Annotated in this window: 16 protein-coding genes and 1 pseudogene; 5 read left to right on the top strand and 12 right to left on the bottom strand. The window is 38.8% G+C overall.

Annotated features, from left to right (window positions below; genetic code table 11):
• Nucleotides 1-37 precede the first annotated feature (37 nt).
• The 11 genes from DAHG_RS08820 to DAHG_RS08765 form a co-directional block, all read right to left on the bottom strand.
• Nucleotides 38-1,486 (bottom strand): aldo/keto reductase, encoded by a 1,449-nt coding sequence (locus DAHG_RS08820; protein WP_022937981.1) that lies wholly within the window; start codon nucleotides 1,484-1,486, stop codon nucleotides 38-40.
• 115 nt (nucleotides 1,487-1,601) lie between these two features.
• Nucleotides 1,602-2,171 (bottom strand): DapH/DapD/GlmU-related protein, encoded by a 570-nt coding sequence (locus DAHG_RS22045; protein ID WP_022937980.1) that lies wholly within the window; start codon nucleotides 2,169-2,171, stop codon nucleotides 1,602-1,604.
• 15 nt (nucleotides 2,172-2,186) lie between these two features.
• The gene (locus DAHG_RS08810) at nucleotides 2,187-3,359 is read right to left on the bottom strand and encodes an iron-containing alcohol dehydrogenase (RefSeq protein WP_022937979.1); all 1,173 of its coding nucleotides are present in this window, start codon (nucleotides 3,357-3,359) and stop codon (nucleotides 2,187-2,189) included.
• 411 nt (nucleotides 3,360-3,770) lie between these two features.
• Nucleotides 3,771-5,195: a 6-phospho-beta-glucosidase gene (locus DAHG_RS08800; RefSeq protein WP_026880909.1), complete on the bottom strand. Its 1,425-nt coding sequence runs from the start codon at nucleotides 5,193-5,195 to the stop codon at nucleotides 3,771-3,773.
• Nucleotide 5,196: 1 nt separating this feature from the next.
• Nucleotides 5,197-7,020, bottom strand: a complete 1,824-nt coding sequence (locus DAHG_RS08795) for a beta-glucoside-specific PTS transporter subunit IIABC (RefSeq protein WP_022937976.1) — start codon at nucleotides 7,018-7,020, stop codon at nucleotides 5,197-5,199.
• A gap of 129 nt (nucleotides 7,021-7,149) precedes the next feature.
• On the bottom strand, nucleotides 7,150-7,986 hold the full coding sequence (gene licT / locus DAHG_RS08790; RefSeq protein ID WP_022937975.1) for a BglG family transcription antiterminator LicT: 837 nt from the start codon (nucleotides 7,984-7,986) through the stop codon (nucleotides 7,150-7,152).
• 505 nt (nucleotides 7,987-8,491) lie between these two features.
• A complete protein-coding gene (locus tag DAHG_RS08785; RefSeq protein ID WP_022937974.1) occupies nucleotides 8,492-9,331 on the bottom strand; it encodes an MBL fold metallo-hydrolase in 840 nt (279 codons plus the stop codon).
• 316 nt (nucleotides 9,332-9,647) lie between these two features.
• Nucleotides 9,648-10,316 carry an amidohydrolase family protein gene (locus tag DAHG_RS08780; RefSeq protein WP_022937973.1) on the bottom strand — a complete coding sequence of 223 codons (669 nt, stop codon included), beginning with the start codon at nucleotides 10,314-10,316 and terminating at the stop codon, nucleotides 9,648-9,650.
• A 49-nt stretch (nucleotides 10,317-10,365) separates the two neighbouring features.
• Nucleotides 10,366-10,803 carry a PTS sugar transporter subunit IIA gene (locus DAHG_RS19210; protein ID WP_261797466.1) on the bottom strand — a complete coding sequence of 146 codons (438 nt, stop codon included), beginning with the start codon at nucleotides 10,801-10,803 and terminating at the stop codon, nucleotides 10,366-10,368.
• Nucleotides 10,804-10,814: 11 nt separating this feature from the next.
• Nucleotides 10,815-12,209, bottom strand: coding sequence for a PTS transporter subunit EIIC (locus DAHG_RS08770; protein ID WP_022937971.1), 1,395 nt, complete (start codon nucleotides 12,207-12,209; stop codon nucleotides 10,815-10,817).
• 60 nt (nucleotides 12,210-12,269) lie between these two features.
• Nucleotides 12,270-13,109 carry a PRD domain-containing protein gene (locus DAHG_RS08765; protein ID WP_022937970.1) on the bottom strand — a complete coding sequence of 280 codons (840 nt, stop codon included), beginning with the start codon at nucleotides 13,107-13,109 and terminating at the stop codon, nucleotides 12,270-12,272.
• Nucleotides 13,110-13,555: 446 nt separating this feature from the next.
• Between DAHG_RS08765 and licT (DAHG_RS08760) the strand changes: the two genes are divergently transcribed.
• The 4 genes from licT (DAHG_RS08760) (at nucleotide 13,556) to DAHG_RS08745 (ending at nucleotide 19,290) form a co-directional block, all read left to right on the top strand.
• Nucleotides 13,556-14,401: a BglG family transcription antiterminator LicT gene (licT, locus tag DAHG_RS08760; protein ID WP_022937969.1), complete on the top strand. Its 846-nt coding sequence runs from the start codon at nucleotides 13,556-13,558 to the stop codon at nucleotides 14,399-14,401.
• A gap of 107 nt (nucleotides 14,402-14,508) precedes the next feature.
• On the top strand, nucleotides 14,509-16,341 hold the full coding sequence (locus DAHG_RS08755; protein WP_022937968.1) for a beta-glucoside-specific PTS transporter subunit IIABC: 1,833 nt from the start codon (nucleotides 14,509-14,511) through the stop codon (nucleotides 16,339-16,341).
• A 2-nt stretch (nucleotides 16,342-16,343) separates the two neighbouring features.
• A complete protein-coding gene (locus tag DAHG_RS08750; protein ID WP_022937967.1) occupies nucleotides 16,344-17,750 on the top strand; it encodes a glycoside hydrolase family 1 protein in 1,407 nt (468 codons plus the stop codon).
• Between the two features lie 196 nt (nucleotides 17,751-17,946).
• A complete protein-coding gene (locus tag DAHG_RS08745; protein WP_022937966.1) occupies nucleotides 17,947-19,290 on the top strand; it encodes an MATE family efflux transporter in 1,344 nt (447 codons plus the stop codon).
• A 462-nt stretch (nucleotides 19,291-19,752) separates the two neighbouring features.
• Here DAHG_RS08745 and DAHG_RS08740 read toward each other — a convergent pair whose 3' ends face one another.
• Nucleotides 19,753-20,283 carry a GNAT family N-acetyltransferase gene (locus DAHG_RS08740; RefSeq protein WP_022937965.1) on the bottom strand — a complete coding sequence of 177 codons (531 nt, stop codon included), beginning with the start codon at nucleotides 20,281-20,283 and terminating at the stop codon, nucleotides 19,753-19,755.
• A 530-nt stretch (nucleotides 20,284-20,813) separates the two neighbouring features.
• On the opposite strand from DAHG_RS08740, the pseudogene DAHG_RS19205 reads away from it, so the two are divergent.
• Nucleotides 20,814-21,147 (top strand): annotated as a pseudogene (locus DAHG_RS19205) (hypothetical protein); the annotation flags it as partial.

Here is a 21,147-nt window from a genome sequence, read left to right as displayed (position 1 = left end):
TATTTGGGAAGATAATTATTTTAGTTCATTCTAACTATTAGTACCAATCATGTTTTTCATTTCTGTCCAGCGCGTTAATTTGCGCCATTTCGTCCTGTGATAATTCAAAAGTGAATAAGTCAAGGTTCTCCTGAATATGGTTGGGATTGCTTGAACCAGGAATTACGGTAACACCTTTCTGTAAATTCCAGCGCAAGATCACTTGCGCAGGGGTTACATTATGAGCAGCCGCTATCGTTGTAATTGTCTTATCGCTGAGTAATTCAGATGTGTGGCCTCTGCCGCCAAAGGGATACCACCCCTGCATTGTTATGCCTAGATTTTGAACATAGGGAATGACATCATTTTCTTGATAATATGGATGAATCTCATTTTGTATTAAGGCAGGTGTTATACTTATCTGTGGTAAAAAGGCTTCTAATTCTTCCACATACCAATTAGATAAACCAATGGAATGAATTTTTCCATCTTTAACCGCCTGTTCCATTGCTTTATAAGCCTCGACGTCACCTTCACCTGGGTGATGAAGCAGCATCAAATCAATATAATCTAAACCGAGACGCTCCAATGCTTCATCGATGGCATTTGCGGCATCTGAATATTGAGTGAGGTAAAGTTTGGTTGTTACAAAGATTTCTTCTCGAGCTATATTTGATTCACGCACCGCTCTGCCGACACTTGCTTCATTATGATACATATAAGCAGTGTCAATAAGACGTCCGCCGTTTTTAAGCAAGGCAATGATTGAATTGTAACATTCATCATCAGAAAGGCTGTATGTCCCTAATCCCATCATCGGCATTTCATATCCGCTGTTGAGTTTAACAACATGTTTATCAAAATCAAACGCGTTCTTATCTGGTTTTATAGCCATGCTGTCTAACCATTCCTTAATCGTTTCTCTTGTCGTATCAGCTGCGAAGCGTCTGCCCTCAAGCCATTTCGCATTGTCAGCGAGTGAATGAAGATTCGTATCGCTTGTGCCGATACCACTGCTTTGTGATGTGCAAAATGGCAATATTGTTTTATTTGAGAAATCATAGCTTTCTAAAAAGGTACTGATGATTCTTGGGGCTTGACCATGCCAGATCGGATAACCAAGGACGATGGTTTCATACTGCTCGATATTTTTAATGGGTTCACTGATGGCTGGACGTGCCTCATTATCCTGTTGCTCTTGATCCGCGCGGCCATCAGTATAATATGCTAAATCTTCCTCGGTATAAGGTATGGCAGGAACAATTTCATAAATATCAGAATTAAGAATATCGGCTGCATGTTCAGATAATGTTTTAGTTGTTCCAGTAGCGGAAAAATATACAACTAAAGTCTTTTTTTCAACTGTATCCTCATTATTTGATTCTTTAACTGTGGGATTATCTGTCGCTGCAATAGTATGGTTTTGTTTAAGCTCATTACCGCATGCGCTTAATATACACAAAAGCGATATCATAAACATTGCTGCTAAGGGATTGTGTCTTTTCATCGTATTTCACTCCTTTTAAATTAGGGATGCGTTAAAAGTTTTAAGCATTTCGATTTTCTCTTCTAAATCATCGGTTTTCGTTGTAAGTGTAGATTTCCTTATTTTCCTGCTCATCCTAAGATGCTATGTGCTTTAATAACTTAGCTGGGACGCCGCCTACGATTGTGTTTGCAGGCACATCCTTTGTTACCACGGCACCAGCAGCAATAATCGCATTGTCATTAATCGTTACCCCGGGCAGAATCGCAGCATGAGAGCCAATCCATACATTTTTTCCAATGTGTATCGGCGCTGGATAACTATTTGCGCGTTCAGATGGCTTTTGCCCGTGATTGATTGTTGCCATGACAACATATGAGCCAATTTGTGTTCCTTCATCGATATAGATGCCGCCATGGTCTTGAAAATGACAGCCGCAGTTAATAAAAACATGTTCCGCAATAAAGATATTTTTACCACATTCAGAATAGAAGGGCGGAAATAACGAAAAGCTTGCGGGTACTGGTTTACCTATCAGCTCTGCAAACAATGAACGAATTTCATTTGCATTATGATAGTGATTATTAAGTTTGGCGCTTATTCGCATAGCATCATCCGCAAGCTGATGCATGAGCTGCTGTTCATTGGAATCTTTAGCAATAGGTTTTCCTTGTCTTAGATCGTTTAAAAACATCTCGATATTCATAGTGTTATCCTGTGCCTAACGATAAGATTTCTCAAAGATTCCAGCACAATCCTCATCTGTCATTTCACAGGGATTGGCTTCAAATAAACCGCCCTGCATAGATCGCGCGCCTTTTGCCAATGTCATTGCTTCATCAATTGTAATGCCATAATCACTCATTTTTAAGTCTGCAACCCCGCAGGCTTCCTGTAATTGAAGTAAGGCTGTAATGAAATCTTGGGGTTTATCAGCTTGATGTATACCCATTGCTTTTGCCATTTTAATAAATTGTTCATCACAAGCATGTTTTTCAATAAAGAATTCAGCAAAGGCTTTAGATATCATGATCAATCCTGCGCCATGCGGCAGATTATGATGGTAAGCGCTCATTGAATGCTCCATGCTGTGCTGAGCGGTTGTTGAGGTTAGCTGCATGGTAATACCTGCCATCGTGCTGCCATAGGCAATCTGTTCTCTTGCTTCTAAATCTTTACCATTTTTAACAGCTCTAGGTAAATATTCGGCAATGCTTTCAATCGCACAGAGGGCTATGGTTTCACTTAATTTATTGATTCCTTTTGACATCATGACCTCAGTATTATGGAACAGCGCATCAAAGCCCTGATAAGCGGTATATTTTGCGGGAACTGTCTGCATTAATTCAGGATCAACAATCGCGATTACTGGTGTCAGTGAGGGATTGCCAAAACCAATTTTTTCTTTTGTTTCTAAATTGGAAATAACCCCGAACCCATTCATTTCAGAACCTGTACCTGAGGTTGTCGCAATCGCAACAATGGGTAATCCTGCATTTGAAAGCGGCTGACACTTACCAGTGCCGCCAAACACATAATCCCATAAATCACCTTGGTTAGTTACCATTGCGGCAATAGCAGAAGAAGCGTCAATCACCGCACCGCCGCCAAGTGCTACAATGAAATCACATTCATTTTCCCGCGCGAAAGCGGCACCTTCCATAATCACATCTTTAACTGGATTCTCCATGATTTTATCGAATACAACAGTTTCAGCACCGGCCTTTTTTAATTCGGCAAGCGTTCGGTCAAGATAGCCATTGGCTTTAGTAGATTTTCCATTTGAAATTAAAACCAACGCTTTTTTTCCTGGCAGTTTAAGACTTCCTAAGCGATTTAATGAACCGCTGCCAAAGTAAAGATTTGTGGGATTGCTGAAGTTAAAGCTCATCATAAAAATACCTCCTAAATTGTAACTTTTTGAATTTTAGAAATTAGAATTTTGTTCAGCCCGTCCTTGTAAGCTGAGCTGACTATTTACATAGGACATACATGTTTTTGTCATCTGCTCATCATTCGTGACGGCCATCATGTTGTACATCCTGATTTCATTATAAATAATGTTTTGAGATATAGCTAATACTTATAATCTATACCTTGATATGCTTTATATGAATACCTTGCTTCATTATGATTTGCTGAAGAAATTCTTATGTCTATAATTGCTTGAAAAACTTAGTTGGAAGATGCATAAAAAATCAATGATTTACATTACTTCATTGGGCAGTGTTAGAATGTATAACAAAAAAGCAGAACCACACTTTGATCTAAGATCATCGTTAATGTGATTCTGCTTTTTATTGTTCTAATAAATTATTTCGCCTTGATTGGCAATAAGCTGCTGATACCAATAGTAGGAATCCTTGGGAATGCGTTTTAAGCTGCCGCTGCCATCATTATGCTTATCAACATAAATGAGACCATAGCGTTTATCCATTTCACCGCTGCCGGCACTTACTAAATCAATAATTCCCCAAGCTAAATAGCCAAGGCAGTGAACACCATCAAGTAAAATAGCTTTTTCCATTTCGCTGATGTGCGCGCTCAGATAGTCAATGCGGTAGGAATCATGAACACCATCATTCGCTAATACATCTTCACAGCCTAAACCATTTTCCACAATAAATAATGGCTTCTGATATCTTTGGTAAAGGTCATTCATTGTAACTCTTAACCCGATAGGATCAATCTGCCGACCCCATTTGGTGATTGAAAGATGGGGATTGCGCAGGGTTGTTATCGCATTGCCGTCGGCAATCTTCACATCTACAGGGTGAGCGGAAGTCAGGCGTGATGAATAATAGCTGAAGCCGATAAAATCACATGTGTTTGCCTTGATTAAAACCAGATCCTCAGGAAGAATATCAAGCGTTAGCTCCATTTGTTTAAATAAGCATTCTGCATAGCTTGAATATTCACCGCGCATCTGCACATCAATGAAGATATAATTTCGGCTGTTAGCATCACAGGCTGCCATAACATCTTCAGGATGGCATGTATAAGGATAAAACGTACCAGCGGCCATCATACAGCCAATTTTAAAATCTGGATTAATGCGATGCGCGGTGGCGGTTGCTTTGGCACTTGCTGTCAGCTGGTAATGCGCTGCCTGATAAACGATCTGATTAAAATCTTCATCCTTACCGATAATCACACCTCCGCCTAGAAAGGGAATATGCGTCATCATGTTAATTTCATTAAAGGTCATCCAATACTTTACCTTGTCTTTATAGCGAGTTAAGACAACCTCACAATAATGTTCATAGAAATCAATCATTTTTCGGCTGCGCCATGAACCATATTTTTCAACAAGGTGCCATGGTACATCGAAATGGCATAATGTAACAACTGGCTCCATGCCTTGTTTTAAGCATTCATCAAATAAATCGTCATAAAACTGCAGCCCTGCCTCATTAGGCTCTGTTTCATCGCCTAAAGGGAAAATACGTGACCAGCTGATTGATGTTCTAAATGCTTTTAACCCCAGCTTGCCAAGCAGGCTTAAGTCTTCCTTATAACGATGATAGAAATCAATCGCTTCATGACTTGGATAACTGCCGTGATCTTTTTGAAGGGTTAAATGAGGCTGATAGAGAACTTCTTTGCGGCCATGCTCAGCATCAGGTATCTTGTCCATCAGCGAGAGTCCTTTGCCATCTTCAAAAGCAGCTCCCTCACATTGATTGGCGGCCATTGCACCGCCCCATAAAAAATTCTGTCCCAGTTTCATATTAAAGAATTTCAATGATCATGTCATCTTGCGTGACATTCGGTTTTTCTAATCCTTTAATATTCACAAATTCTTTTGAATTCGTTACAATCACCGGTGTAATTAAATCATATCCCTCGGCTTTAATTGCCTCGGCATCAAATTCAAGCAATACATCTCCCTTTTTGACTAAATCGCCATCTTTAACTTTCATATTAAAATATTTGCCGTCAAGACGTACAGTATCAATACCAACGTGAATGAGCAATTCTACACCATTTTCATCAATCAACCCAATGGCATGGCCTGTGATAAAGGCAGTAAGCACCCGGCCGTTAAAAGGGGATGTGACTTTACCTTCACTTGGAATAATCGCGATTCCCTTACCCATGATTTCATTGGCAAAGGTCGCGTCATTAACATTGGATAAGGCAACGGCTTCACCTGTTAGCGGCGAACTGATTTCTATTTTTTTGTTTAAGGCTTCAACACTCTGCTGTTTTAATTCTTCCTTATAGCCCATAAAAAAGGTTAGGGCAAAGGTAATGACGAAACCAATACCGGCGGAAATAAAGGCGTTGACTATATTCATTGGATTTTCACCGATAAAAATCGCAAATGAAAGTAAACCCGGCGTACCTGATGTATAACGGACAACACCATTAATACCGGCATACAGACCACCGACAGCACCGCCGATAATAACGCAATAAAGGATTTTCTTTTGTTTTAATGTAACCCCGAAAAGTGCTGGCTCAGTGACTCCGAGCAAGGCTGTGATGCCTGCTGAACTGGCAATCTGCTTTAATTCTTTATCTTTGGTCTTAACTGCAACAGCTAAAGAAGCCGCACCCTGACAGATATTAGATACAAAGCTGCCTGGTCCCATGACTGCTTCATAACCAAATGATGCATAGGATTGCAGGATGATTGGTGTAAATGACCAATGCATACCCGTTAACACAAGCAAAGGCATAAAGGCACCCATTAAGGTTGGTACTAACCAAGGAATTGATTCATTCAGGAAATTAGCGATTGAAGCGATGCCGGTACCTACCAGATAACCAAGCGGTCCTAAAACTATTAAGGTCACTGGTGCTACAATCAATATCGTAATCAATGGTTTTGATAAGAATTTGATTGGTTTAGGTGAAATACGATCAGCGAAGGGTTCAACATACTTCATTAATACTACCGCTAATATGATTGGTATTACACTGGAAGCATAGTTTACTAAAGTCACTGGTATACCAAATAATGCGACAGGATCACCGGCTGCATTTAAGGCTGAAAGATTTGGGTGCAGTAAGACAGCACCAATCACTGCAGCCAGATAAGGGTTGCATTTTAACTTTGTTGCTGCTGAGAAACCAACTAAAATCGGCAGGAAATAGAAAGTTGCATCTGCGATAAAATTCAAAATATAATAGGTCTGGCTTTCCTTAGAAACCAGTGAGAAAAAGGTTAAAACCGTTAACAATGCTTTAAGCATACCGGCCCCGGTTAAGGCAGGTACGATGGGTGTAAAGATACCCGCAAAGATATCAAGCAGCTGATCGAACTTCCGTTTGTTGGCTGAAGGTTCTTGTTTGATATCCGTAATGGGGCCTAATTTTTCAATTTCTGCTTTTACATGAGCTACATCGGTTCCAATGATAAACTGATATTGCCCCCCCTTGTAGACAGCACCAATTACACCGGGAATTTGTTTGATTTCTTCAAGGTTGATTTTTGAATCATCCTTAAAATTTAAACGCAGGCGGGTGGCGCAGTTAGTGATAAAAGCAATATTTTCTATGCCGCCAATTTTATCACAAATATCTTTTGCTAATTGACTATAATTCATAATATAGTCCTCCTTTCATTGTATATATCAACGGTATTCACCGATAATATCAAATAAAAAACCTGGCATATAAAAAAGTCATCGACTTTTCAATACCAGGAATTGCCCGTTAGGTTACAAACCCGAAATTTATAAATCTCTTGTTGTTACTCGATTAATATGTATGATTAAGTAAGATAATTCTTCATTGGTTAAGGTTATGTTACAGCGTTTATTAAAGTAATCTTTGATTTTAAGCGCGCATTCATAAGCACGGTGATAACTGTTCTTTAACGTATTAAATAATAAATCTTCATGATTGACTGCCAGCTCGCCATGCAGCATTCTTAACGTAAAATAGCGAAGATGGGTAATCAGCCGGCTGTAATTGAGTGAATGCTCATCAAGATTCATATTAAACTGAAACTTGATAATTTGTACAACATCCTGAACGATATCAGTCATTAAGATTGTCGTTTCCATATTGCTGTCCTGCTGCGCATTCACGAAATGCAAAGCGATGTAACCAGCTTCATCCTCACTCAGTTTAACATTTTCATAATAGGCTATCAGATCAAGCGCTTTTAATGCCACTGCAAATTCTTTCGCATAGAATTTTTTAATTTCCCACAGCATCGCGTTTTTAAGATTCATATGTTCTCTGGCGCGGGTTAACGCATAATTCAAGTGATCGGTTAATCCAATATAGATTGAATCATTAAACGTTACATTCAGTTCTTTTTCAGCATTGGTTATGATTTTGTTTATAAGGTCGATTTGCTGAAGCGGTACCTTGTTCAGAAGCTGAATAAACTGGTTGGCAACGTCCTGATAATCTGGTACGAATTTCTTTTCAATGAGCGTCTCATCGATACGCTCGCCTACTTTTTTTTCAAAGGCAATGCTTTTACCAAGCAGGACGACTTCATTGTGATTTTCATCTTCTGCCAGCAGAATATTATTATTGAACTTTTTCTTGATAATCATTGACTCACCCCTTCCAGTAAAAATAAAAAACACCTAAAAATATTATACCACACAAAAGTTAGCGATAATATTTAAGGTGTTGCCCATTTCCACGGTTACAAACCAATTTATATTCTTAATCTAGCATGGCTAAATGAAATTGTCAATCATAATTTGTGAAATTATGCCGATTCAGTTAAATTTCTTTTAGCTTATTGATGCCTCGTTTTCATTGTTACTTCGGCTTTCATTAGAATTTTTAATTAAAGATCTGAAAAATTACCAATAAGAAATTTTGATTGTCATGACCAAAAAACGGTAAAAATGCCAGTTTTTGATCATGGAATGGTTTGCTTCTTTTGGAATGAAGCATCTAATTACCTAAAATTTACATTAATACGGTTTTAGGTAATGGTGTAATTAATAAACGAAAAGAGTTAGATTAATGCTGTTACCTTATCTGAAATACATAAAATTAGTTTATTTCGTTTTAATTTGACACCAATAGCAAAAAGTCTTGAAAATATTATTCCAAACCATTCTCTAACGCATCTTCTAAATGTGCCTTAGAATATAACAGGATGAAATGTTTATAAACGTGTCTATATGCAGTTCCCATGAAGGTATCAATTTTCTCATCCTCATCATGATGTGTCAGCAAGTCTTTCAAACCATCTATTGATTCATCAATGATACCGCGATCAATTGGTTTTTCGCCATGCGCGGGGTAGATTTCCTCAATCTTCCGCATCTGAGCCAATTTTTTGTAAGTCGCCATCAGGACACTTAACCGCGGTGAATCAACAAAATCCATTTGATTCCAGATGTTATAATGAGCCAATGTATCGCCGGTAAACAGCCATCCCTTTGTTTCTTCATACAAGGCGACAGAACCATAGGAGTGACCCGGAATCTCAATGATTTTCAGCACAATACCGCCCAGATCAAAACTATCACCCTCTTTAAAATATCGGAATGTGGTCTGCTTAATCAATTTCTGATTATAGACTTCAGGATTCATCTGATTGATTAATTCTGGCATCTTCTTTAAACGATGATTCACAGCCAATGCTTTAGTTTCTTGATTGTCATCTTTTAATAAACGCAGATAATCTTTTTCATGTACCCATACTTCATCAAACAAATAAGCACCCAGACCATGATCCGGATGGCCATGCGTTAAGACGGTAATTAATGGCTTATCGGTGATTTTTTTAATTAGCTGACGGAAATCCGCAAAGCCATAGCCAGTATCAATCAGCATCGCTTGATCACTGCCCACCACAACATAGCGATTCACTGAATCACATTCTTTTATACAGTATAAATATTCATTTAATTGTTCAATATCCTGATTAACGAGCATTATAATTCACCTCCATTGGTTTAAATGCAATGCTCAATAAAAACTATTTTTGCAGTATCGTTTCCTATGTTATTTCCTTCTTCGTTCTGATCGACATAGATAAAGCTGTAACGTTTAGACATTTCAGAGCTGTCTGACGATATACGATCGATGAGTTCCCACATCATATAACCAACGTCAACATTATAGTTACATTCACTCTGACAGGCGGAAATGCGTCCCATAAAAAATTTTCAGGGAAGCTCATCGTTTTTCCTCAATCCTGTATAGCTTTCGGCAGTTCTCTCCGGCAGCAAGGCGAAAGACTTCCGCGGTATCATTTTGAGAATATTCTGCTGCTTTTTTTAACCTTTATTTGTTCCATCTCATAAAGATAGAAAGGGAAGTCGGCTCCCATTAATACTTTATCAGGGACTTCATTCATCGCTCTGCGCAGGGCATTGAAAGAAGCAATGCCGGTATCCAGATAAATGTTATCATTGCGCTTTGCTGTTTCAATCGCCTGATCTGCGCACCAGATAGCTCCCATGTGAGCGATTTGAAAGGTAGCATGCGGATAGCATTTTGCCATCGTTTCTATATGGTAAGGATGAACACGGTGGTCATCTGAAGTGCAGTGTATCACAATATTCAACCGATGTTCATCGCAGCAGCTGAACAATTCATGCAATTTACTGCGGTCATCGATATGAAAATTACTCAAGGTTGGATGTATCTTTAAACCGCGCATGCCATATTCTTCAATGCATTGTTTAAATTGAGAAAGTGCCTCTTTTTCATTGGGATTGATAAAGGCAAGCGGAATAAGATTTGGATGACCTTTAATTGCATCAACTAATTCTTTATTTGCTGAAAATGCATCTGAAAGCGGGAATACAATTGCCGCATCGGTATTTGCTGCATGCATTTCTTCCAGTAAATGATCAACGGATGCGATGGGATTTGTGTTATTTGTGCAGATATGTGTATGGGCATCAATAATCATGCCGGACCTCCTTATAAGCAAGACAATTTGTCTTTCAGTGGTTCATGAATCAGATGACTGCGATTATTTTATCGCCAGCCTTTACTTTATTTTCATCAACAGCGAGGATATCCGTGAAATCCTTTGTGTTGGTGATTACAATAGGGGTGGTCAAATCGTAGTTTTTAGCTTTTAGCTTCTGAATATCAAAGGTCATAATTAAATCGCCTCTTTCTACTCTTTGACCTTCTTTGACCTTGCATTTGAATTCATTTTCAATCAATTCAGACTGCGTACCGATGTGAATTAAGATTTCAATGCCGTTCTTCGTCCTGAAGCCAATCGCATGCTGTGATGGCGGAATAACGATGATTTCACCATCACATGGTGCGTATACTTTACCGTCTTCAGGCAATACAGCAATTCCTTCGCCCATTAATCCTGTTGAGAAAACAGGATCTCCAACTTCCTTTAGGGGAATTAACGAACCAGCAACTGGGCTGACGATTATTGATTCGTTTAAGCTTTTTTTGGTTCTAAATCCTCACTGTCACTATCTTCAAAGCCGCTTTCATCAAAGCCCAGAAGCCAAGTAGCGATGAAGGTAACGATAATGGTAAGGGCTACTGCGCCTAATGCCAAATAAAAGTTATTTGAACCCGCGGGATCAATAAAGTTGGCTAAGGTTAAAAAGGCAGGCGCGCCAAATGAGTAGATTTTAACTTGTGTGAGAGCGCAGTAGACACCATTTGCGATACAGCCGATAAAGGTTGCAATCAAAGGTTTCTTTAAACGCAGACATAATCCATATAATGCTGGTTCTGTCGTGCCAGTCAGAAAAGCTGTCAAGCCGGTAGAGAAGGCAGTTGATTTCAGCGCCGGTTTTTTCGACTTGAAGAATACGGCGGCCGATACCGCGAATTGTGAGAAGTTCATGCCGATAAAAGCAATCAATAAGCTGTTATCATAACCCAAATTGGTAAAATTGGCTACTAACAGCGGCATTAATGCCAAATGACTTCCTGTTAAGACAAGGAAAGGCGCGATGGCGCTAAGCACAAGGACTGTCAGCCATGGCACATGACTATTCAGCCAAGTAACCAGCAGTGACATCAAGTCACCAACCCAAGCTCCAACTGGACCGCTGACACAAAGCATAATCGGTATCATAATCAGCATTACACCTAAAGGGGCAAGAATATAACGGATTGCATCCGGACAATACTTTTCAACCAATGCCGTTACATAATGCATGATCCAAATTGTCAGAATAATAGGAATCAGAGAAGTAGAATAATTAACCGCAGTTACCGGCAGACCAAACAAACTGATCATACCGCCGGCGTTACCCGCTTCAATCAGCGTAGGGTAAAGCATGATACCGGCTAGGAACAGCGCCAAAATCGGACTGACCTTCCAGTGTTTGGCGGAAGTATAGGCCGTTAATACAGGCAGGAAGTAAAAAGGCGCCTGCGATGCCGCATATAAAATGGTATAGGTCGAGCTGTCCGTAGATAGACCGGCAAATGTGCAGAGGGTAAGCAATGCTGAAATCAATCCCGCGACAACAATCGCAGGAATTGCCGGTCCCATAATATCCGCTAATGTATTTAATAACAATTCAAAAGGATTTGCGGCTACTCTGCCGGTTTCACCGCTGGCTTTAATGCTGTAATTCTCTGTAATTGCTTTATATACTTTAGAAACATTATTGCCGACGATGATCTGATATCCGCCAATAGCTTTTACCACATCCAAGACACCATCAATCTTTTTAATCTCATCAAATTCAAAAATTTCTTCATTTCTAACTTTTAATCGTAAGCGTGTAGAACAGTGATTTAAGGCTGTAATGTTATCACTGCCGCCAACATGGCTCATAATCTCTTTAGCTAATCGTAGATTGTTATCCATAGTTAATCTCCTTATGTTGCATTTATATCAAACAGCGTTGGCGCCTTATGCTGTAATGACCTATTTATTAACCAATCTTGCCAGATGAATAATGAGATACATACGATCTGTATCCGTCAATTCATAATTAAAATCCAAGAGTGTAATAGCACTGATTTTGTCTAAGCATTCATTAATATTTTTATATTTCTCAACTAACATCTGATACAATGAATCATCGCTCAAGCTTTTATCATTGCGGGATGTACTGGTAATCATTTTAGTCATAAAGAATTTTAAATGAATGATAAAACGTGAGTATTCATAGCTTTCTTTATCTAAGGTGACATGCAGATATTTTTCAAAAGCCTTGATAATTTTCTGCATTTTAATCAGCAAATCATTGGCATCAATAGTACCGGATGTACTTTCACAGCTGACGATATGAAAAGCGATAAAACCAGCTTCATCCTCACCTAAACGAGTACCCAGTCTTCGATTTACTAAGCCTATCGCAGCGATGCCTATTTCAAATTCTTTTTTATAAAATTGTTTGATTTCATTAAGCATCAGATTGGGGGTTTTGATCCCTTTCTTATCTTTTTCATATGAATAATGCAGATGATCAGCTAGATGAAGAAGCAGCCCTTCATCTAATTCAGATTCTAAAATCTTTTTGGCGTTCATTGTTATATCTGAGGCTATAGCAAAGAATTCATAGGGTATTTCAGAAGCCAGCTGCTGCAGTTTGCTTTGCTGATTCTTACTCTTTAGGGCATAAATACCAGTAATGAGCTCTTCATCAACTTCATCATAAATATCTTTTTTAAATGCTATCCCTTTACCCATAACAACAATCTCTTTATGATTTTCATCCTTTGAGATGATGGCATTATTATTTAGTTTTTTATATATCAACATCGTCGATCACCTCCAAAATAACAAAAAAAGGCAAACCTGCATGAAAACATGTATGGTTTTGCCTTTAGTTACAATCCGTTTACACAGCTATTATAGCATCTATAATGGGTTTGTCAAACGGTAAAAAAAGTAAATGTTTCTGAAATAAATAGCTGTGATGCAGTTTTATAAATAAGCAGACAAAATGAACACTGACAAAATCATAATGGTTTCAGCAAATTTAAGCATGAATTGCGGTTATTTTCTTTACTTCATATAGGATAGTCAGCATTATTTTATCTCAATTTTTCGATAAATTTTGGAATGGTGCTTGACATAAGCGCTTTCAGCCGCTATAATGAACTCGTATTTAGGATTGTAACTTGAGACAAGGCAAAGCCTAAACTATAACCAAAAATTCTATTGGGTGTAGTTTAGGCTTTTATAGTTTTAAGGGGGTGTAAAAGTTGAAAGTCAAGAAAGTATTCAATAACAATATTCTGCTAGCTGAAGATGAACAAATGCTGGAAACAGTATTGATGGGTAAAGGCATTGGTTTTGCGATGAAGCCAGGCGATACACCCGATGAGAGTAAGATTGATAAAATTTTTAAACTTGATTCTAAGGGTCTTCAAAATCAGTTTGTTAAGCTTGTTGATGATATTCCGGTTAATCAGTTAGAACTGACAAGACGGATTATTGATTTTGCGGAACAGGATTTGAATACCCAGTTTGATTATTCGATTTTTATCGGTCTGGCTGATCATATCAATTTCGCTGTTAAAAGAGCTAAAGAGAATGACAGTTTAAATAACGCGTTATTGTGGGAAATCAAAAAATTCTATAAAAAGGAATTTGATACTGCTCTCAAATGTCTGGATATCATTGAGTATTATGAGGGTATCCGGATGAGTGAGGATGAAGCGAGCTTTATTGCCATGCACTTTGTAAATGGCCAGCAAAGTGGTGAAGGCGTAAGAAGCACAGTAGCGGCAACCAATGTAATTCAAGACATCCTGAATATTATTAAATTTCATTATAAGATTGATCTTGATGAAGAATCAATCAATTACAGTCGTTTTATCACTCATATTCGTTTCTTTCTGCAGCGGGCACATCAGCCCTCTGATAGCGAGGATGATTATCTTTATGAACAAATAAAAACAAAGTATCCAGATACATATGAGTGTGTATTAAGGGTCAAGAAATATTTGGATAATAAGCTGGCAATTGATTTGTCAAATGAAGAAATGTTATACTTCATGCTGCATATCCGAAGATTGACGGATCGTGTGAAAAACCAAACAAAATAGGATTGTAACCGTAAGGGCAAAGCCTGGATGATTTCAAAAGAATGTGCTGATCACATGCTTTTTGAATGAAATTCAGGCTTTTATTTTTATTAAAAAGGAGAAAAAATATGAAATATCAAGAAATGATTAAAGAGATACTTATTCATATCGGCGGTGAAGCTAATATTGAATCAGTGACCCATTGTATGACTCGCCTGCGTTTTGTCTTAAAGGATGACAGCAAGGCAGATAGTTCAGCAGTCAAAAATATTAAAGGTGTGGTAGGCTGTGTTAATAAAGGCGGTCAATTTCAAATTGTTATCGGTACTCATGTTGCCGAGGTGTATGAGGAATTGAGTGGAACTGTTGGTATTAAAAACGGTAATACGCAAACCAAAAAGAAATTTGAATTATCTCAGGTCTTTGATTTAATAGCCGGTATTTTTATGCCGATTGTCGGAGCGCTGGCTGGTTCTGGTATGGTTAAGGCAATATTATCCGTTTGCGTAGCAGCTAACTGGATTGATACGACGTCTCAGACTTATACACTTTTATATATGATTTCTGATATTGTGTTTTACTATCTGCCGTTCTTTCTTGCTTATTCAGCCGCAAAGAAATTTAAAATTAATCCATATGTATCATTAATCTTTGCCGGTATGCTTGTTCATCCTACTTTCACAGGTTTGAAAAGCGCGGGAGAAGCTGTTTCATTCTTAGGGCTGCCAGTGAATATGGCCACCTATACATCCAGTGTTATACCGATTATTTTGATTGTTGCTTTTCAGGCAATTATTGAAAAATATGTTAAGAAATTTACTCCTAATGCGATTAAGACTTTCTTTGTGCCAATGATGACAATATTAATTGTGGCGCCGGTAGGCTTAATTGTGCTAGGGCCTTTAGGAGCTATCTTAGGCGGCTATTTAAGTACGTTCTTTACTTTCTTGGATACTAAAGCAAGCTGGATCGTACCTACCTTGGTAGGCGGCTTGGCACCGTTATTGGTAATGACTGGCATGCATTATAGTCTGGGAGCGGCTCAGTCAGTTCAGCGTGCAACCGTAGGCTATGCAACCATTTTAGCGCCGGGTATGATTTCAAGCAACATGGCTCAGGCAGCGGCTACTTTTGCGGTATCTGTGAAGACTAAAAATAAAGATTTAAAAGCATTAGCTTCATCTTGCGCTGTAACAGCGATCTGCGGTATTACTGAACCAGCGCTGTATGGTGTAAATATGAAATTGAAACGGCCGCTTTATGCAACAATGCTGGCCGGCGGCTGTGCGGGTTTATATGCCGGTATAACGGGTGTGAAAGCTTGGTCAGCAGGTACTTCAAACATTTTCGCTTTGCCAATTTATATCGGTGCTGATAATTCATTTATGAATGCATGTATCACGGTTGCGATTGCTTTAGTATTAGGTTTTATTTTCTCATGGGTATTGTATAAAGAACCGATTGAATTTGAAGAAGAAAAAAAAGCTGAACCAAGCAGTTTGAATAAAAAAACAGAAATTTATGCACCTCTTAAGGGAGCTGTACTGCCGTTGTCAGAAGTTAAGGATGACGCCTTCAGCAGTGAAGCATTAGGTAAGGGATGTGCCATTGTACCGGTAGATGGGGAAATTGTGTCACCTTTTGATGGTACAGTAGTAATGTTATTTGAAACTAAACACGCGGTTGGTTTAACATCCGAGGATGGTACAGAGGTTCTAATTCATTTTGGCTTAGATACAGTAAAATTAAATGGTAAATATTTCACTGCTCATGTGAAAACCGGCGATAAGGTAAAACGCGGTGATAAGTTAATCAGTGCTGATTTAAACGCAATACAGGATAAGGGTTATGATGTAATTACACCAATCATCATTACGAATTCAAATAATTATTTAGATGTTGTGGAAACTGATCAGGATAATGCAGATTTACAGACAGTGCTGCTTACAGCCATTCGATAATTATGAGCTTTCCAGATAATTTTCTATGGGGCGGTGCGTTATCCGCTAATCAGTGTGAGGGCGCATATCTTGAAGACGGCAAAGGACTTTCTCAGCAGGATGTGATGCCTAAAGGCGTCCACGCCCCAATGACGGCAATGCCGACGGCTGACAATCTTAAATTAAAGGGAACTGATTTTTATCATCGCTATCAAGAAGATATTGCTTTATTAGCAGAAATGGGATGCAATGTCTTTCGCTTCTCAATTGCTTGGAGCCGTATATTTCCAATGGGTGATGAGGAAGTTCCTAATGAAAAAGGATTAGCCTTTTATGATGCGGTGATTGATGAGTGTTTGAAATATGGTATAAAGCCATTGATTACGCTCTCCCATTATGAGATGCCGCTGCATTTATGTCAGAAGTATGATGGCTTTCGTTCACGGGAAACCATTGATTGCTTTGTTCATTATGCAGAAACAGTCATCAGACGTTATCATGATCGGGTAAAATACTGGCTGACCTTTAATGAAATTAATGTAACGCTGATATCGCCATTGCTGGGAGCCGGTATAATAACACCTAAAAATGAATTAACTCAACAAGATAAATATCAAGCTGCACATCATCAATTAGTAGCGAGTGCCAAGGCTACAAAGCTTGCGAGAATGATTGATCCTGATTTAAAAATTGGCTGTATGGCAGCTTCCGCACCGCGCTATCCAATGACATGTAAGCCTGATGACATGATGGAGATGCTGAATTCCCAGCATGAATTAGATTACTTCATTCACGTTCATTGCACTGGTGAATATCCGTATTACGCTAAGCGGCTGTGGAAGGAAAATAATGTTGAAGTGAAGTTTGCTGACGGTGATGCGGAAGTGCTTCAAAATACTGTTGATTTTATTTCTTTCAGCTATTACAGCAGCAAGGTTGTCGCTGCTGATGAGAGTCAATATGAAATGGCAAATGGCAACATTATGCGTGGTTTAAAAAATCCATATGTAGAGTATACGGATTACGATTATCCCATTGATCCGCAGGGACTGCGCTATGTGCTGAATTATCTTTATGATCATTTTCATAAGCCGCTGTTTGTTGCGGAAAATGGCATTGGTGCTAAGGATGTGCTGATTGTGAATGCAAAGGGGGTCAAAACTGTTGATGATGATTATCGCATTGCATATCATCAATCGCATATTGCCGCTATGAAACAAGCGATAGATGATGGTGTTGAAGTATTTGGTTATACTTCATGGGGCCCAATTGATTGTATCAGTGCAGCATCAGCAGAAATCAGCAAACGTTATGGTTTTGTCTATGTAGATTTGCAGCCGGATGGCAGCGGATCACTTGAGCGGTACCGTAAAAAAAGCTTTTATTGGTATCGGGACTGCATTCTATCAAAGGGAGAAATCTGCGAATAAAATAACTAGGCATCTCATGGACTTGAGATGTCTTCTTTTGATTAACGATTAATTTTTCAGAAACTACTTGTTTTTTTGCCCAGATAAGTTAAAATTACCCATGGTAAATTTAATGTCGTAACGGCCATGTTTTTTTCGTTTTCCATTACCAAAACGAAGAAAAGCATGACCTTTTTATTTGTTTGAGGAGGTATATATGGAACAAAATAAAATGGGAACCAAAGCGGTTTTTCCACTCTTAATGTCAATGGCTTTTCCGCCGATGCTTTCAATGCTGGTGCAGTCATTATACAATATTGTCGACAGCGTTTATGTCGCGCAGATTTCACAGGATGCAATTACGGCGGTATCGCTTGCTTTTCCAATTCAGAACTTTTTGCTGGCAGTTGCCGTGGGAACGGGTGTCGGCATGAATTCTTATATTTCCCGAAAGCTGGGAATGCAGGATATCAAGGAAGCGAATAATGCGGTAACACATGGCATTTTGCTGGCAGTAATCAGCTCTATCGTATTTGCAATTGCGTCTTTCTTTGTGATTACACCGTTTTTTAATCTGTTTACGGATGATCCTGTTATTTTTCAGATGGGTAAGCAATATATTGAAATCATCATGCTGATTTCTTTTGGGCAGATGGTTCATATAGCGATAGAAAAGGTTTTTCAGGCAACAGGCAAGATGTCACTGCCGATGATTATGCAGGCAGTTGGCTGTATTGTGAACATTATTCTCGATCCAATATTTATCTTTACTTTTGGTTTAGGGGTAAGAGGTGCGGCGATTGCCACAGTTATCGGTCAGCTTACATCCATGAGTATTGCAATTTATATGCTTTTTGCGAAGAAGAATGAAGTAAAATTTGATTTAAAATCTTTCCATTTAGACTTTAATTGCATTAAACAGATCTATGCGGTAGGAGTGCCTACTATATTGATGAATTCATTGGGCTCAGTCTTAGTTATGGGATTGAATTCACTGCTGGTTACATTCTCTAATATGGCAGTATCATTATTTGGTATTTATTATAAGCTGCAGACTTTTGTATTTATGCCTGTCAGCGGTCTGACACAGGGAGCTTTGCCGATCTTTGGTTATAATTATGGCGCTCAAAATCATCAGCGTTTAAAGGATACGCTGAAATACGCGCTGATGGTTGCCTTATTGATTATGGCTGTGGGGACTTTGCTGTTTGAAGCAGCACCCGGTCTTCTGCTGAAAATGTTTAATGCGGATGATGAAATGCTGAGAATTGGTATTCCGGCATTAAGAATCATCGCGCTGTCTTATCTGCCAGCTGCCTTGGGTATGATTTTCCCAACGCTGTTTCAGGGAATGGGCAAAGGGTTGTACAGCTTTATTATCTTCATGACCCGTCAGTTGGTGATCACTTTGCCGGCAGCGTATTTATTGGCACCTGTGCTTGGTTTAACTGGCATATGGATTGCATTCCCGATTGCTGAATGTGCAGCTGCTCTCATTGCCTTTATCTTGTATTTGAAGATTCATAAAACGGATAAGGTGTTTATTGAACAAACCAATTAATAATCAAATAACAAGCCGGAGAATGACAGAGTGATATCTGAACTTATCCGGCATTTTTTTATTGCCTATATATCCATTTTAGCAGCCATAATATGTCAAATCATTCCACAGGAAAGCCCCGCAAACCCGCATGAAATAGGTGTTTTCTCAAATTCTACGAATAAAGCGGCATAATTTGTAACAGCACGGTTTTGTAAATTTGGGCACCAAGAAATACAAAAACAGCAAGTTCTTGTCAAACCTGCTGCTGTGCATAGTATACCATACCTATCCTGAATCCTTGAAAATGTGCTCCTATCTATCCGCATGACCTCCCCAACAAGCGGATTTTCGGTGAAAACCGCAAGTGCATATGCACTTGCCCTGCTTGCCGCTATTGAACTGCTGATACTAACAACTTTGTTTAACCCAATAAGACGCAGATAAATCAGCCCGACAAATGGGAAATGGTTGAGAAAGACGCTATATTGAAATCCAAAATCTTAGAATAATGCCACTCTTACTTAATCCAACTGTATCGGCAATTTCGTTTTCGATCACTCCACCGTTTTTAATAATTGTCCTTTGCGAAGCTACATTTCCCTTATCGCAGGTCAATAAAACCCTGCTTTCTCCAAACTCACGACAAAAGGGTAAAATCAATCCTAACATTTCAGACGCATAACCTTTTCGTCTTTCTGACGGACGAACACTATATCCGATATTACCCCCAAAATTTTTAAGAAAATCCGATAATGGGTGTCGAAAATCAATCATGCCAACAACAAAATCGTCGTTTCGCCTTACTGCTAAAAAGACTTCTGATGGAACATATCCGCTTTTATATTTTTCTCTTAATCTTCTTTCAAAATCAATCCATTCGTCAAATGATTGGACATCTTCAAGCCCTGCACAACCATCAAAACTATCTCCACATTGCAACATTTCTTCTTTATATGACATAACTTGTTCTGCATATAGTTTAGATGGTCTAACCAACATCAATTCACACATAACATTCATCCTCACAAATTGCGATTTGTCGAGTACACCTTATCCGCCAAAGGTGACCAAACATAACTTAGCTTTTTCCATTCTAATATTTGCGTGCGGAAATGTCAAACAACTCATTTCGTGTCATAACTTCATGTTACTGCCCATAACTCTTTTTGTTCGTTTGGTCACCATTTTGCCACTTTACAGATAGATTCATTCTATAAAAACCCACCATGCGCTTTTCAGCTTATAGAGACGCCGCAACAAGCCGGAAAGATAATTATTTTTTATATCAACTGGAAATCGTTTCATTATATATGATGCTTGCGTGTTAGAAATACAGAGATTTGTAACAGTTATGAGATATTGTGTCAAAAAGTATACATTTTGATACACTAAAATACACCTTTATTATAGGATGATTTTAGATATATGTAAACATCTTTAGACCTTTTATTGACATTTCATAGCATGATTTTGCTTTTTCTTGTCTGTCTTATAAGGTATACATTATAAGACAAATTAAAAAACCTGGGGAGGTAATTAAAGTGAAATCAAACAAAACAAAGTCAGCGATGACTGCTTTAGTCATAGCTGCAATGCTCTGTTCAGCAGCAATGCCAATCAGAGCGGCTGAGGCTCAATGGGTCAATAACAACGGCACATGGTCTTATGTTAAGGAAGATGGCAGTATAGCCAAGGGTTGGATCAAAGATGGCGATTGCTGGTATGCTTTCGATGATAACGGAGCAATGCGTACCGGCTGGATCGCTTCCAATGAGCATTGGTATTTCATGGGTGAATCTGGTGTCATGCAGGCAGATGCTTGGGTAGAGGATAACGGCGCCCGCTATTATATTAAAGGTACCGGTGTTATGGCAA

It is taken from the genome of Dielma fastidiosa, assembly GCF_000313565.1.
In the GTDB taxonomy this organism is placed as follows: Bacteria; Bacillota_I; Bacilli_A; order Erysipelotrichales; family Erysipelotrichaceae; genus Dielma; species Dielma fastidiosa.
The sequence above is the reverse complement of the archived record's forward strand: the minus strand, read 5'-3'. Positions and strand labels throughout refer to the sequence as shown.